Genomic DNA, 14,307 nt, shown 5'->3' with positions numbered 1-14,307 from the left:
TAGGTATCACCGCTATCCGGACTGTTCCTGACTGACTGCGAACGTCTGTAGTGTTCGGCCGGTCAAGATGCATCCACATAGCGGACCCGGAGTGGCCCCAATATGCGCATACCCAAGTCCCGAGTCGCTCGGGCGATCACGGCCGCGGTGGCGGTCGGTCTGATTGCCACGGGCTGCTCCAGCGAGCGGGACAGTGACAACAAGAGCGACGGCGGGAAGGACACCTTTGTCTTCGCCGGTGCCGGTGACCCGGGTTCCCTGGACCCTGCCCTCGCGAGTGACGGCGAAACCTTCCGTGTGACGCGTCAGGCGTTCGAGGCCCTGCTCGAGCACGAGTCCGGCGGCACCAAGCTGGTCGGCGGCCTCGCCGAGACCTGGTCGAGCAACGACGAGGGCACCGTCTGGACCTTCAACCTCCGCAAGGGCGTGAAGTTCCACGACGGCGAGGCGTTCAACGCCGCGGCCGTCTGCGCCAACTACGACCACTGGTTCAACTGGACGGGCACCTACCAGTCCAGCGCGGTCTCCTACTACTGGCAGACCGTCATGGGCGGCTTCAAGAAGAACGAAGACCCCGAGACGCCCGAGGCGAACTACAAGTCCTGCACCGCGAAGGACGAGAACACCGCCGTCATCGAGGTCAAGAAGCCCTCCGCCAACCTTCCTGGCGGCTTCTCCCTCAACGCCCTCGCGATCCACTCCCCGAAGGCCATCGAGGAGTACAAGAAGCAGGACGCGTCCGCCAAGGGTGACGCCATCACGTACCCCAAGTACAGCCAGGAGGCCGGCACGGTCGCCGGTACCGGCCCGTACAAGATCACGAAGTGGAACAAGGGCAACAAGGAAGTCACCCTTGAGCGCTTCGACGACTACTGGGGCGACAAGGCGAAGATCAAGAACCTGGTCTTCCGCACCATCTCCGACGAGCAGACGCGCCGCCAGGCGCTCGAAGCCGGTGACATCGACGGCTACGATCTCGTCGCCCCGGCCGACGTCAAGTCCCTCGAGGACAAGGGCTTCGTGGTCCCGACCCGTGGCGTCTTCAACCTCTTCTACGTGGGCATGAGCCAGAGCGCCAACAAGGCCCTCAAGAAGAAGGAAGTCCGTCAGGCGATCGCGCAGGCGATCGACAAGGAGAACCTGGTCAAGACACAGCTGCCCGAGGGCGGCAAGGTCGCCGACCAGTTCATGCCGGACACCATCGCGGGCTACTCCAAGAACGTGAAGCAGTACCCGTTCGACACCGCCGCGGCGAAGAGCCTCCTCAAGAAGGCCGGTGAAGAGAAGCTCGAGATCGAGTTCTGCTACCCGACCGAGGTCACCCGCCCGTACATGCCTGCCCCGCAGGACCTGTTCGAGCTGATGAAGGCCGACCTCGAGAAGGCCGGCATCACCGTCAAGCCCAAGGCCATGAAGTGGGCCCCGGACTACCTGGACGCCACCGAGGCGGGCTCCTGCGCCCTGCACATGCTCGGCTGGACCGGTGACTTCAACGACGGCTACAACTTCATCGGTACCTGGTTCGCCGAGTACGACAAGCAGTGGGGCTTCAAGGACAAGAAGGTCTTCGACGCCGTGAACGCCGGCTCGGAGCTCGTGGGCGACGAGCGCACCGCCGCCTACGAGAAGGCCAACGAGGCCATCATGGACTACCTCCCGGGTGTCCCGGTCTCCTCCTCCCCGCCGGCCATCGCGTTCGCCAAGAACGTGAACCCGCCGAACGTCTCCCCGCTGACGCAGGAAGTCTTCTCCGAGGCCTCCTTCAAGTAGGAGCCTGACCGGCAGGTGAACTGAAACGGGGGGTTCCGCCCGGCCGCCGCAACTCGGCGGCCGGGCGGGTCCATTCATGTAAGAAACCACGCAAGAAAGGGGCATGCGGGGTGCTGCGTCTCGTCGTACGAAGACTGCTCCAGCTCATACCCACGCTGCTCGGTCTGTCGGTTCTGCTCTTCCTCTGGCTCGACCGGCTGCCCGGTGGACCCGCCTCAGCGATCCTGGGGGAGAAGGCCACTGCGGCCGAAGTGGCGCGCATCAACCGTGCGCTCGGGCTGGACCAGCCCGTCTACGTTCAGTACTGGCGCTTTCTCAAGCGCATCTTCGAACTCGACCTGGGAACCTCCACTCAGACCGGACAGCCGGTGTGGGACGAGTTCACCCTGCGGTTCCCGGCGACAGTGGAACTCAGCATCGCCGCGATCCTCATCGCTGTGCTCATCGGCATCCCGCTCGGATACCTGGCGGCCAAGCGCCGCGGTGGCTGGATCGACGTGGCCTCGGTGTCCACGTCGCTCGTCGGCATCTGCATACCGGTGTTCTTCCTCGCCATCCTGCTGAGGTCGGTCTTCTCCGTTCAGTTGGGCATGTTCCCGAGTTCGGGCCGACTCACCACCGGTATCAACGCGACCGAGGTGACCGGGTTCGCGGTTCTCGACGGTTTGCTGACCGGCGAGTTCGACGCGAGCTGGGACGCCATCTGGCATCTGATCCTGCCCGCTGTCGCACTGGCTTCCATCCCTCTCGCCGTGATCGTCCGCATGACCAGAGCGAGTGTGCTGGAAGTGCTGGGTGAGGATTACGTGCGTACCGCCGAGTCCAAGGGGCTCGAGAAGCGTGTGGTACGTGGCCGCCATGTGCTGCGCAACGCGCTGCTTCCGGTGATCACGGCCGTCGGTCTGCTGACCGGCAGCCTCTTGTCCGGCGCGGTGCTCACCGAGTCCGTGTTCGACTTCGGCGGCATCGGCTCCTTCATTCGCACGGCGATCGATGGCCGTGACTACCCAGTGCTCGTCGGGTTCATTCTCTTCATCGCGATGGTCTACGTCCTCATCAACCTTCTGGTCGACATCGCGTACAGCATCATCGACCCGAGAGTGCGGGTGCACTGACGTGACGACTGTGACCAAGAAGGCCGACAAGATCGACCGGCTCGCGGAGCTGATGCAGACCACCGAGGTCACCAGTGGTGCCAGCCTGTGGCGTGAGGCGATGCGCCGGCTCCGGGCGAGCAAGATGGCCGTCATCGGCGCGGTGATCATCGCTCTGTTCGTCGTCGTCGCGCTCATCGGACCGTGGATCGCCCCATACGCACCCACCGCTCAGACCTGGCGCGGTGATGTGTTCCCCAACCGCGGTGAATTCGTCGGCATGCGAAGCGGGAACTGGTTCGGCCTGGACCACCTGGGACGCGACCTTTTCAGCCGATGGCTCGTCGGGGCTCGTCAGACCCTGCTCGTCGGTGTCGTGTCGATGCTCATCGGCCTCGTCGTGGGTGCCGTCATCGGCGTCTGCTCGGGCGCCGCCGCGACGCTCGGCGGACGTGCGGGACAGCGTGTCGACACGGTCATCATGCGTTTCACCGACGTCATGCTGTCGCTTCCGTCGCTGCTCCTGGCGGTGTCGGTCGCCGCCGTGATGGGACAGTCGCTGACCACCGTGATGATCGCTGTCGGTGTCGTGCAGATTCCGATCTTCGCACGCCTGCTGCGTGGGTCGATGCTGGTGCAGGGAGGTTCGGACTACGTTCTGGCGGCCAAGGCGCTCGGCCTCCGCAAGAGGCGGATCGTCCTCACCCAGATCCTGCCGAACTCGCTCAGCCCGGTCATCGTCCAGGCGACGCTGTCCCTGGCCACCGCGATCATCGAAGCAGCGGCCCTGTCCTACCTCGGCCTCGGCAACCCCGACCCGGCGATCCCGGAGTGGGGCGTCATGCTCGCCCAGGCCCAGCGGTTCTTCGACAATGAGCCGATGATGGCGGTTTACCCCGCAGTCGGAATCATCATCACCGCCCTCGGCTTCACCCTGCTCGGCGAGGCCATGCGCGAAGCGCTCGACCCGAAACTGCGAGGCTGAAATTCCATGGCACTACTCTCAGTCGACGAACTCAGCGTCACTTTCACTGCAAAGGGCCGCAAGGACTCGATCGCGGTCGACGGTGTCTCCTTCGATGTCGACGAAGGTCAAGTTGTGGGCCTCGTCGGTGAGTCCGGCTGCGGCAAGTCCGTGACCTCGCTCGCCCTGATGGGGCTCCTGCCCGCCAAGGGCGTCCGGGTCGGCGGCCGGGCCGTCTTCGACGGCCAGGACCTGCTCACCATGTCCCCGCAGGAGCGCCGGGACATACGCGGCAGTCAGCTCGCGATGATCTTCCAGGACCCGCTGTCTTCGCTGAACCCGGTCGTGCCCATCGGTGTTCAGATCACCGAGATCCTTCAGCGCCACCGCGGCGTGAAGGGAGAGGCCGCTCGCAAGGAGGCCGCCCACCTGCTGGACCGGGTCGGCATCCCCGACCCGACCCGGCGGCTCAAGGAGTACCCGCACCAGATGTCCGGCGGTATGCGCCAGCGTGCGCTGATCGCGATGGCTGTGGCGTGCGCGCCCCGGATGCTTATCGCGGATGAGCCGACCACCGCACTCGACGTCACCATTCAGGCCCAGATCCTGGAGCTCCTCAAGGAACTGGTCGACCAGGAGGGGACCGCCCTGCTGATGATCACCCACGATCTCGGCGTGGTGGCCGGCCTGTGCGATCAGGTCAATGTGCTGTACGCCGGCCGGGCCGTGGAATCCGCCGGCCGGTGGGACCTGTTCACCTACCCGACTCACCCGTATGCCCACGGGTTGCTCGGTTCCATCCCGCGGCTCGATGCGCCGCGAGGGGAACCGCTCAGCCCGATCCGCGGCTCGATCAACGACCGAATCGCCTGGGCGGACGGTTGTGCCTTCGCGCCGCGCTGTGACCGCTACACGATGGAGTGCCTGACCGGCACGCCCGAACTGACCGAACCCCGCGCCGCTGGACACCGGGTCCGGTGCGTCAACCCGGTCCTTCCCAAGTCCAAGGCGGAGGTCTCGGCATGAGCCTGCTCGAACTCGAGGACGTGAAGGTCCACTTTCCGGTCAAGAAGGGCGTGCTGTTCGACCGTACGGTCGGCCACGTCTACGCTGTCGACGGCGTGTCGCTCAAGGTCGAAGCCGGTCAGACGTACGGGCTCGTGGGCGAGTCCGGCTGTGGCAAGACCACGCTGGGCCGTGGCGTGCTGCGACTGGTCGACATCACCGACGGTGAAGTCGTCTTCGACGGGACCGATCTGGCGAAGCTGCCGGAGGAGGAGATGCGCCGGTTCCGCCGGCGTCTCCAGATGGTCTTCCAGGACCCGCTGGGCAGTCTGAACCCGCGACAGAACATCGAGTCGATTCTCAGCGAGGGCATGGCCGCGCACGGGATCGGGGCGAACCAGGAGGAACGGCGGGAGAAGATCAAGGAGGTCCTCGCCAAGGTCGGCCTTCCCGTGAACGCGCTCTCCCGCTACCCGCACGAGTTCTCCGGGGGTCAGCGCCAGCGCATCGGCATCGCGCGGGCACTGGTCCTGGAACCCGACGTGATCATCTGCGACGAGCCGGTGTCGGCACTCGACGTGTCCGTGCAGGCGCAGGTGATCAATCTGCTGGAAGAGTTGCAGGAGTCACTGGGGCTGACCTATCTCGTCATCGCCCACGACCTGGCGGTGGTGCGGCACATCTCGGACGTCATCGGAGTCATGTACCTCGGCTCCCTGGTGGAGGAGGCGCCCAGCGACGCCTTGTACGCCGGCCCCAAGCACCCGTACACCAAGGCCCTCATGTCGGCGGTGCCCCTGCCTGACCCCGAGGCCGAGGACCGGCGTGAGCGCATTCTGCTCCAGGGCGACCTGCCGTCCCCCGCGAATCCGCCGACGGGGTGCAGGTTCCACACCCGCTGTCCGTGGGCCCAGCCGAAGTGCGCGACCGAGCGTCCGGCGCTCGTCGACGCGGGTGACGGGCACAAGGTGGCCTGCCACTACGCCGCCGAGATCGAGTCGGGGGAGTTGCGGCTGACCCGGCCGACGGACATCGGGGCCGTCACGGAGACCGACGTGGCGGTGGTGGAGCAGCCCGAGGGGGACGGGGAGGGCTCCGCCGCCCTGCTGCCGGCCGACTCGACGACCAAGCCGGACCCCGAGGCGGTGAAGGAGAAGGTGCCTACAGCGGTCGAGGCCCCAAGCGTCCGGACAGCCGACGCAGCGGTGAAGGACGCCGATACCGCGCAGCCACATGCCTCCGGCCCGTCTTCGGACAAAACCGACTGACGGACTGCACGACACAGTGGAGCGCCGGACAAAGAGCCCGGCGCTCCACTCGTGATGCGGTCCCATGGAGTGACCGTCAGCGCTCCTGAGCGGCCTGTTGAATCAGTTTGCGGTTGTTTCCTTGGCCAACACGCTGTCTTTCGGACACCGTGTGGCTGCCGCGACCCTGGCGAGAGGGTCGTTCGGGTTGGCGCTCAGCGGCTTGAGGCAGTCGACAGTGCCGAAAGAATTGGAACCGGTGTTCCATGTTGTTACTTTTCCCGTGATCGAACGGTCTTGACCCGCGCAGGTCAGGGTGAATGTGGCGTCTATCCGCTCGACGCCCTGGAAGTACACTGCCTGCGCTTTGTCGCCCGTGAACTCTGTGGTCATCGGCATTGCCTCGGATGTGGTGCTCTTTCCCACGTCTGCGAGTGGCTTGTCGAGCTCGCGGCTCAGTTCCTTGAGAACCCCGCTCGGAGCTTCCGTGTCCTGGGAGAGTTCAATGGCCGAGGACCACGGTTGATATGGCTCGCCGGTGATCTTCAATTCATCGCCGTGGGAGATGATGCGCGCCTGATCCAACACAACCGGAACCCAGCGGGTCTTATGTTCCCATTCGTAGGCCGCACCTTTACACGCTTGCTGCCCGTCAGCAGCGCTTTTCGGTTCGGTACACCCAGAAGTTCCCGCAGTAAGCAGCAGAATCATCACGAATGTCTTTCTGATCATTTGCATACTCAATCCAGGCGTCTCGTCACGGGGAGCTCGGTTCCGTAGCGGATTCAGGTCCTAGTGCTTCGCCGCATGCGCGGGAGCAGGGTGCCATCGGCGGAATGTTTCCGGACGGCACCCCGCTCCCGTGCTGTCACGTGCGACCGTAGTAGATGCAGGTCTTCCCGGTCCCGATGTAGGTGGACAGCATGGCGCTGACCTTTTCACCCTCAGGGAAAGACCCGTTGTAGGAGTGATGGAGCCCGTACCCGACGCCGAGGTTCCACTTGTACTTCCACGTGGAACCGGCCATCTCCATTTCCATCCAGAACGGGCGGCCGTTCTCGCCTGCGTAGTTGTCGAAGTAGATGTGTTCGCCGTGCGCGATGAAGCGCGCCTCCGCATACCCGTATCCATTGGTGGAGGCAACTCGGACGCGGACATCTCTGCCGCCCGCGTCCTTCGAGCTGGCGCTGGACCCGCCCTCGCATTTCCACTTGGGCGTAGCAGCGGCCTCGGCGGAACCCGCCAGGAGTAGCACGCTGGTCAAGGTGGCGGTCGCACAGGCCGTTATTCGAGTGAGTGATGTGGCCACAGCTTCTCCTTGGTCATTGTTCGAAGCTCTTGGGTCCATCCGTGAGTGCCGCTCCGAAATGCCCCGGATCGGATTTCTGGTGGCCAACTCGCGGGTGCCCTCTCGGCAGTGTTTCTTCCCCCTCGGGGATGGCACGATCATGCACCCGGATTCACTCGCTGTACAGCTGTTCTTCTCCTTCTGAGGAACATCTGAGGTTCGGATGAAAGTGGAATTGTAGACTCCTATTTATTTCCGTGCTCCGAGTGCGTCGATCCATCACTGAGCCGCGCAGGCTGAGCGGGGGCGAGGTCGGAAAGGGCGATAGGGGTCCGTGGAGCCCGCTGGACATGACAGGCTCGCGGGGACCCTGACCTCGCTTTGTAAGGTGAGCGATACGTGCTGGGTGAGAATGTACGGGTGCTTCAGCAACTGTTCAGTCCGTCCGTCCTGCACACGCTCGACCTGATCGGCATCTTCGTCTTCGCGATCTCGGGCGCACTGCTGGCCGTCCGCAAGAACTTCGACGTGTTCGGCATCGCCGTACTCGCCGAGGTCACCGCCCTGGGCGGAGGGCTCTTCCGCGACCTGGTGATCGGCGCGGTGCCGCCCGCCGCCTTCACGGACCTGGGCTACTTCCTCACGCCCCTCATCGCCACGGTCCTGGTGTTCTTCCTGCACCCGCACGTGGAGCGCATCCAGGCGGCCGTCAACGTCTTCGACGCGGCCGGCCTCGGCCTCTTCTGCGTCGTCGGCACCACCAAGGCCTACGACTACGGACTCGGCCTCACCGCCTCCGCCTGCCTGGGCCTGGCCACCGCGGTCGGCGGCGGTGTGCTGCGCGACGTGCTCGCCAACGAGGTGCCCTCGCTGCTGCGCTGGGACCGCGACCTGTACGCCGTCCCGGCCATCGTCGGCGCCACCATGGTCGCCCTGTGCATCCGCTACGACGCGCTGAACCCGATGACCAGCTCGTTCGCCGCCGTCACGGCCTTCGTCCTGCGGCTGCTCGCGATGCGCTACCACTGGCGGGCTCCCCGTGCGTGGCACCGCCGTTCGACGGTCCGGGAGGAGTAGTCCGGCCGGCCGTGCGGTGGCCGCCCAGTTCCTCGGTCAGCCAGCGGAAGGCCGGCACCACCTGCGGCCGCCACAGCGCCATGGTGTGTCCGCCGGCGCTCCGGGGCAGCTTCACCACCTGCACGTTCGTCGGCGCCTTCGCGGCCCGTCCGAGGGCCATGGCGTCCTCGTAGCCGTCGTGCTCCTGACCCGAGAGATAGAGCGAGATCCGGGGCGGCGCCGCGGCCTCGCGCAGCATCCGGAGCGGATTGTGCGCGGCGCGCAGCGCCGGGTCGCGCCCGGTGAGCGAGGCGCGTTCGACGGCGGGGTCGTTGTAGCCGGACAGACTGACCGCCGCGCGGTAGCGGTCGGGGTGCGCGACGGCGAGCCGGGTCGCACAGTGCCCGCCGGCCGAGTACCCGGCGACCGACCATCCCCGGGGCGCGCTCTGTACGCGGAAGTTGTCCATGACCATGCGCGGTACGTCGATGCTCAGCCAGCTCTCGGCGTTCACCCTGCCGGGGAGGTTGGCGCAGCCGGTGTCCGCTCCCGGCAGCAGCGCGGTGCGCGGCGCCACCAGGACGAAGGGGGCGATCCGCCCGTCGCGCATCAGCGGCAGCAGCTGCTCGTGCGCGTCCAGCGTGCCGAACCAGGCCTTCGCCGAACCGGGGTAGCCCTGCAGCAGCTCCACCACCGGGAACCGGTGGTCCCGCCAGGCGGGGTCGTCGTACTGCGGCGGCAGCCAGACGTACACCTCGGCCCGCACGCCCGAGACCCGGCCCGTCAGTTCGGTGACCCGGACCCCGCCCGCCGCCCGCATGCCCGGCCCGCCCGCGGGCCGGAACGTCTGACGGACTTTGGGCAGCCGCTCCACCACGATCCCGCCGGTGCCGTCGGCGCCGAGGTCCGCGGCCTGCTCGACGTGGTCCCCGGTGGCCAGCAGGTCGGACCAGTCGTCGTAGAGCTGGTTGGCGTTGTTGACCAGGGTGAAGACCAGGGCAACCGCCGTGACCTGGGCGAAGAGCAGCATCGTCACCCGGGCGGCGGCCCGCGCGGCCCGGGGCCCGCGCACCCGGGTCCACAGGACGAGCGGCAGTCCGAGGGCGACGACGGCCAGCACGGCCAGGGTGCAGAGGAACGGGGTCCCGGTGAGGCTCATGTCCGGATAGAGGGTGGAAAAGCCCACCGGGTTCACGGTGCTCAGCGGCGACTTCCCACAAAGCTACCGCTTAGTATTATCTTCTTGTACTGTTCAGCCATGCCAGAAGCAGCCTCCGCCCAGGCCACCCGGGCCACGATCGGCGCCAGCGAGTTCGACCGCGACACCGCCCTCACCCGGCGGGCGCCCGGCGTCTACGACATCGACCTCTCCGCCGGCTGGACGATCATCAACGCCGTCAACGGCGGCTATCTGCTGGCCGCTGTGGGCCGTGCGCTCGCGGACGCCCTGCCGCACCCGGACCCGTTCACCATCTCCGCGCACTATCTGACCGCCTCCCAGCCGGGCCCGGCGGTCGTCCGCACCGAGACCGTGCGCACCGGACGGACCCTGTCGACCGGTCAGGCGTCCCTGTTCCAGTTCGACGAGCAGGGCGGCGAGGTGGAGCGCATCCGCGTGCTCGCGTCCTACGGCGACCTGGACTCCCTTCCCGCCGACGTCCGTACGACGGCCCGGCCGCCCGCGATCCCGCCGATGGAGCAGTGCTTCGGCCCCGAGGACGGACCCGCCCCCGTCGACGGCAGCTCCGCCATCACCGAGCGGCTGATGCTCAAGCTCGACCCCTCGACCCTCGGCTGGGCTCTCGGACGGCCCTCCGGCAAGGGGGAGATGCGGGCCTGGTTCGGTCTCGCCGACGGCCGGGACCCGGACCCGCTGGCGCTGCTGCTCGCGGTGGACGCCCTGCCGCCGACCGCCTTCGAGATGGGCATCTCCGGCTGGGTCCCCACGGTGGAGCTGACCGCCCACGTCCGCTCCCGCCCGGCCCCGGGCCCCCTGCGCGTCTCGATCACCACCCGCAACCTCGCCGGCGGCTTCCTGGAGGAGGACGCCGAGGTCTGGGACACCGACGACCGCCTGGTCGCCCAGTCCCGCCAACTGGCGAGAGTGCGGCTGGCCTAATCGGCCCGCCGGCTCGACCCAGCCCGTCCGGCGTTCGAGGACGAGGCCCGTTCAGGGCCGAAGGGGGGTCCGGGGGCACAGCCCCCGGGGACGGGACGGGAAGGGGCGGCGGGGGCGAAAACCGGGCTCACGCACCCCCACCCGCCGCGCCCGCCCCACCCGGCCGGCCAAGCCAGTGCTCCCGCCCGATCCCGACCAGCCGCATCTGCCGAGCGGCCACCCGAGCCACCCGCTCCCGATCCCGTGCCCCCGCCTCCCCGGCCGGCGCCTCCAGAAGCAGCGACGCAGTCCCCAGCATCAGGTCGACATAGAGCTGCGCCAGCATCAGCACATCCTCCTCGCTCCATCCCGCGGACACCGGATCCTTGGCCAACGCCTCCCCGACCTCCGCCGTGAACCGGCCCAGTTGGCCGTGTATCGCCTCCCGCACCGACCGCACCCCGCCATGCCGCTCACGAGCGATGAACCGGACGTGCGCCGGGTACGCGTCCACATGACCGGCGATCAGCTCGAGCGCACGCGCGATGCGTTCCTCGCCGTCCCCCGTCGTGGCCACCGTCGTCCGGATCATCGGATGCAGGCTTCCCAGCGCCTCCTCGACCAGCGCCACGCCCAGATCCTCGATCGACCGGAAGTGGCGGTAGAAGGCGGTCGGCGCGATCCCCGCGGCCCGGGTGACCTCACGCAGCCCCAGGCTGCTCAGGCTCTGCCCCTCGAGCAGTTCCAGCGCCGCGTCGAGCAGTGCCTGCCGGGTCTTCGCCTTCTGGGCCTGCCGGACGCCGGGAATGTGACTCATACCATGCAGTTAACAACTGTTCGCCGGAATTGAAAAGTCATGGATCCCGTTAGACTGGTAAGTCAGTGAACAAGTGTAACCGTAAACGTTCACCGCGAACTGTTCACCGAACCTGGTCACCGAACCTGGGGGATCCACTCATGCTGTTCCTCGTCGCCGCGCTCCTGCTGCTGGGCGTCGTCCTCGGCACCGTGGCCCACGCGCCGCTGTCCTTCTCCGTCGCGGCCGGAGCCGTCATCGCCGTCTGGCTCGGCGTCTTCGCCGTGCGCGAGCGCCACGGCCGCCGACGCGGCACCTCCGTGCACTGACCCGCGCACAAGCAGCACCTTCCGCCCGCACCGCACACCCCCGACCGTGGGAGCCGATCACCATGCACCTCACCGCACCGGCCGGCCGGCGCACCGGAATCCATGACGCCGACGGGATGGCCGTCGCGTCCTTCGTCCTGGGCCTGCTGGGCCTGCTCGTCCTCAACGTCTTCCTCGGCCCGACCGCCATCGCGCTGGCGGCGGTCGCGCTGTGGCGCGGCACGGCCCGGCGCGGCCGCGCCCTCCTGGGGCTCGGGCTCGGCGTCGCCGACCTCCTCGTCCTCCTGGCGTTCATGCAGGCGGACGGCACGATCTCCTGGAGCTTCTGAGTCCGCGCGCATCCCGGCCGACCGTGGCCCGGGGCCGGGGCGCGGAGCCCCGTAGAATCGGCCCCACCATGGCTTACCTCGACCACGCCGCGACCACCCCGATGCTTCCCGAGGCGGTCGAGGCGCTCACCGCGCACCTGGGCGTCACCGGCAACGCCTCCTCCCTCCACGCGGCCGGCCGCCGCGCCCGGCGCACCGTCGAGGAGGCCAGGGAAACCCTCGCCGAAGCACTCGGCGCCCGCCCCAGCGAGATCGTCTTCACCTCCGGCGGCACGGAGGCCGACAACCTCGCCGTGAAGGGTCTGTACTGGTCCCGCCGCGACGCGGACCCGGCCCGCACCCGGGTCCTCGCCAGCCCCGTCGAGCACCACGCCGTCCTCGACGCCGTCCACTGGCTCGGCGAACACGAGGGCGCCACCGTCGAGTACCTGCCGGTCGACGCGCACGGCCGGGTCCACCCTCAGGCCCTGCGCGAGGCCGTCGCCCGCAACCCGGACGACGTCGCCCTCGCCACGGTCATGTGGGCCAACAACGAGATCGGGACCATCCTGCCGGTCCGCGAACTCGCCGAGGCGGCCGCCGAGTTCGGCGTCCCCCTGCACTCCGACGCGGTCCAGGCGTTCGGGCAGATCCCGGTGGACTTCGCCGCGTCCGGGCTCGCCGCGATGACCGTGTCCGGCCACAAGATCGGCGGCCCCTACGGAATCGGCGCGCTGGTCCTGGGCCGTGAGCACACCCCCGTGCCCGTGCTGCACGGCGGCGGCCAGGAGCGCCATGTCCGCTCCGGCACCCTCGACGTCCCCGCCGTCGCCTCCTTCGCGGCAGCCGGACGGCTCGCCGCCGAACAGCAGGAGTGGTTCGCCCGCGAGATCGGGCAGTTGCGCGACGACCTGGTCGCCGCGGTCCGCGAAGCCGTCCCGGACGCCGTCCTCGGCGGCGACCCCGCGCCCGGGGGCCGGCTTCCGGCCAACGCCCACTTCACCTTCCCCGGCTGCGAGGGCGACTCCCTGCTGCTCCTCCTCGACGCCCAGGGCATCGAGTGCTCCACCGGCTCCGCGTGCACCGCAGGCGTCGCCCAGCCCAGCCACGTCCTCCTGGCCACCGGTACGGATCCCGACCTGGCCCGCGGCACCCTCCGCTTCTCCCTGGGGCACACTTCCACCGAGGCGGACGTCGAGGCCCTCGCCAAGGCCATCGGCCCCGCGGTGGAACGGGCCCGGGCGGCGGGCCTGACGTAACCGGCCGAGGGGAGCGGGCGTGGAGGGCGCGAAAGGCCCCGGACCGGGTCCGACGGCGGAGCCGTACGGCCGGGCGGTGGTGTACGAGGAGAAGCTGCCGAAACGCTGGACCGCGGCGACCGTGACGCTGCTCGCCGTCTGGGTCGCCCACCAGGGCGCCGTCCTGCTTCCCGAGGACGGCACCGTCTGGTTCGTCGTCCTCGGCGGTGCGGCGTTCCTCGCCCTGGTCCTCAACGCCGTGCCCCTCTCCAAACGCGTGTACCACCGGATCCGCCTCCGGGACGGGCGGTTGACCGTGGGGCGGGAGACACTCGCGGTGGACTCGTTGACGGCCGCGTCGCTCCGGGAGGCCGCCGAACAGCCCACGGACGCGGAGTTCGCCGCCTCCCTGGCCGCACGGTCGGGTGAGGAACTCGCGGAGATGCGACGGAGGAGCAGTGCGGCCGTGCCGCCTCGGATGGTGGGCGGAGGATGGTCGGTGCCGCTGGGCATGGACCAGATCGTGGTGGAGAACGCGCAGGGTGAGCTGCTGCTGATCGCCACCCACGACCGCGCCGCCCTGCTCGACGCCCTCACGCGAGCCCGCGAGCTCTAGGGGCGTCTCGGGCCCGCCTGCCCTCAAACCCCCGCCGTGCCCTCGGTACGGTGTTCGGGCGCCTGTGCGGCCTCCTCGTCGCGGAGAGCCGGCACCGACCCCCCGAAGGAACTTCGTGACGGGCAAGCTGAACAGAGTGGTGAACCCGCAGGACCTCGAGCAACTGGCCAGACTGCTCGACGGCCGCGGCGGCACGGGGGACAAGCTCGACGAGGCGTTCACCAGGGCCTCGGCACTCGGGGTGTCGGACAAGCTGAGCGCGATACGCCCGCTGCGTCCCTGGATATCGGACACCGCCCCCGCACTCCGCAGGAAAGCCGCGTACGCCCGGCTGGAGGACGGCGATCCGCTGGCCGGACTGCTGCTGGCCGGATTCACCCCCGAGCAGCTCAAGGCCACATACCTCCATACCTTTCTTCGTGGGTTACTCGCGGTCATTCGTAGGATCGGGAGACCCGGGGGCATCGGGTGTGGCTGTCATATTTCTGCCGCTGTAGT

Annotated in this window: 15 protein-coding genes and 1 pseudogene; 12 read left to right on the top strand and 4 right to left on the bottom strand. The window is 68.3% G+C overall.

Annotated elements, in window-relative coordinates; genetic code table 11:
* Positions 1-102 precede the first annotated feature (102 nt).
* The 5 genes from ACZ44S_RS36480 (at position 103) to ACZ44S_RS36460 (ending at position 6,101) form a co-directional block, all read left to right on the top strand.
* Entirely contained in the window at positions 103-1,770 is a 1,668-nt protein-coding gene (locus ACZ44S_RS36480) for an ABC transporter substrate-binding protein (protein WP_466937206.1), read from the top strand.
* A 110-nt stretch (positions 1,771-1,880) separates the two neighbouring features.
* Positions 1,881-2,885: an ABC transporter permease gene (locus ACZ44S_RS36475; RefSeq protein ID WP_466937204.1), complete on the top strand. Its 1,005-nt coding sequence runs from the start codon at positions 1,881-1,883 to the stop codon at positions 2,883-2,885.
* Position 2,886: 1 nt separating this feature from the next.
* Positions 2,887-3,849: an ABC transporter permease gene (locus ACZ44S_RS36470; protein ID WP_466937202.1), complete on the top strand. Its 963-nt coding sequence runs from the start codon at positions 2,887-2,889 to the stop codon at positions 3,847-3,849.
* 6 nt (positions 3,850-3,855) lie between these two features.
* Positions 3,856-4,854, top strand: coding sequence for an ABC transporter ATP-binding protein (locus ACZ44S_RS36465; RefSeq protein ID WP_466937200.1), 999 nt, complete (start codon positions 3,856-3,858; stop codon positions 4,852-4,854).
* Positions 4,851-6,101 (top strand): ABC transporter ATP-binding protein, encoded by a 1,251-nt coding sequence (locus ACZ44S_RS36460; RefSeq protein WP_466937198.1) that lies wholly within the window; start codon positions 4,851-4,853, stop codon positions 6,099-6,101. The genes ACZ44S_RS36465 and ACZ44S_RS36460 overlap by 4 nt, the downstream gene beginning before the upstream one ends.
* Positions 6,102-6,203: 102 nt before the next feature.
* Here ACZ44S_RS36460 and ACZ44S_RS36455 read toward each other — a convergent pair whose 3' ends face one another.
* On the bottom strand, positions 6,204-6,812 hold the full coding sequence (locus ACZ44S_RS36455) for a hypothetical protein (RefSeq protein ID WP_466937196.1): 609 nt from the start codon (positions 6,810-6,812) through the stop codon (positions 6,204-6,206).
* 136 nt (positions 6,813-6,948) lie between these two features.
* Positions 6,949-7,389 carry a hypothetical protein gene (locus ACZ44S_RS36450; RefSeq protein WP_466937194.1) on the bottom strand — a complete coding sequence of 147 codons (441 nt, stop codon included), beginning with the start codon at positions 7,387-7,389 and terminating at the stop codon, positions 6,949-6,951.
* 399 nt (positions 7,390-7,788) lie between these two features.
* Between ACZ44S_RS36450 and ACZ44S_RS36445 the strand changes: the two genes are divergently transcribed.
* Complete coding sequence (locus ACZ44S_RS36445; RefSeq protein ID WP_466937264.1) at positions 7,789-8,445, top strand: trimeric intracellular cation channel family protein; 657 nt, start codon at positions 7,789-7,791, stop codon at positions 8,443-8,445.
* Here ACZ44S_RS36445 and ACZ44S_RS36440 read toward each other — a convergent pair.
* A complete protein-coding gene (locus ACZ44S_RS36440) occupies positions 8,354-9,583 on the bottom strand; it encodes an alpha/beta hydrolase (RefSeq protein WP_466937262.1) in 1,230 nt (409 codons plus the stop codon). The two genes, ACZ44S_RS36445 and ACZ44S_RS36440, sit on opposite strands and share 92 nt — an antisense overlap.
* Positions 9,584-9,682: 99 nt before the next feature.
* Between ACZ44S_RS36440 and ACZ44S_RS36435 the strand changes: the two genes are divergently transcribed.
* Entirely contained in the window at positions 9,683-10,543 is an 861-nt protein-coding gene (locus ACZ44S_RS36435) for a thioesterase family protein (RefSeq protein WP_466937192.1), read from the top strand.
* A 127-nt stretch (positions 10,544-10,670) separates the two neighbouring features.
* Here ACZ44S_RS36435 and ACZ44S_RS36430 read toward each other — a convergent pair whose 3' ends face one another.
* Positions 10,671-11,339: a TetR family transcriptional regulator gene (locus tag ACZ44S_RS36430; protein ID WP_466937190.1), complete on the bottom strand. Its 669-nt coding sequence runs from the start codon at positions 11,337-11,339 to the stop codon at positions 10,671-10,673.
* A gap of 140 nt (positions 11,340-11,479) precedes the next feature.
* Between ACZ44S_RS36430 and ACZ44S_RS36425 the strand changes: the two genes are divergently transcribed.
* The 5 genes and pseudogenes from ACZ44S_RS36425 to ACZ44S_RS36405 all read left to right on the top strand — a co-directional run.
* Entirely contained in the window at positions 11,480-11,647 is a 168-nt protein-coding gene (locus ACZ44S_RS36425; RefSeq protein WP_466937188.1) for a hypothetical protein, read from the top strand.
* A 62-nt stretch (positions 11,648-11,709) separates the two neighbouring features.
* On the top strand, positions 11,710-11,976 hold the full coding sequence (locus ACZ44S_RS36420; RefSeq protein WP_466937186.1) for a DUF4190 domain-containing protein: 267 nt from the start codon (positions 11,710-11,712) through the stop codon (positions 11,974-11,976).
* A 68-nt stretch (positions 11,977-12,044) separates the two neighbouring features.
* On the top strand, positions 12,045-13,214 hold the full coding sequence (locus ACZ44S_RS36415; RefSeq protein WP_466937184.1) for a cysteine desulfurase family protein: 1,170 nt from the start codon (positions 12,045-12,047) through the stop codon (positions 13,212-13,214).
* Positions 13,215-13,233: 19 nt separating this feature from the next.
* Positions 13,234-13,809 carry a hypothetical protein gene (locus ACZ44S_RS36410; RefSeq protein ID WP_466937182.1) on the top strand — a complete coding sequence of 192 codons (576 nt, stop codon included), beginning with the start codon at positions 13,234-13,236 and terminating at the stop codon, positions 13,807-13,809.
* Between the two features lie 115 nt (positions 13,810-13,924).
* Positions 13,925-14,307, top strand: a pseudogene (locus ACZ44S_RS36405) (hypothetical protein); the annotation flags it as partial.

The sequence above is a fragment of the Streptomyces malachitofuscus genome, assembly GCF_055571035.1.
The sequence above is the reverse complement of the archived record's forward strand: the minus strand, read 5'-3'. Positions and strand labels throughout refer to the sequence as shown.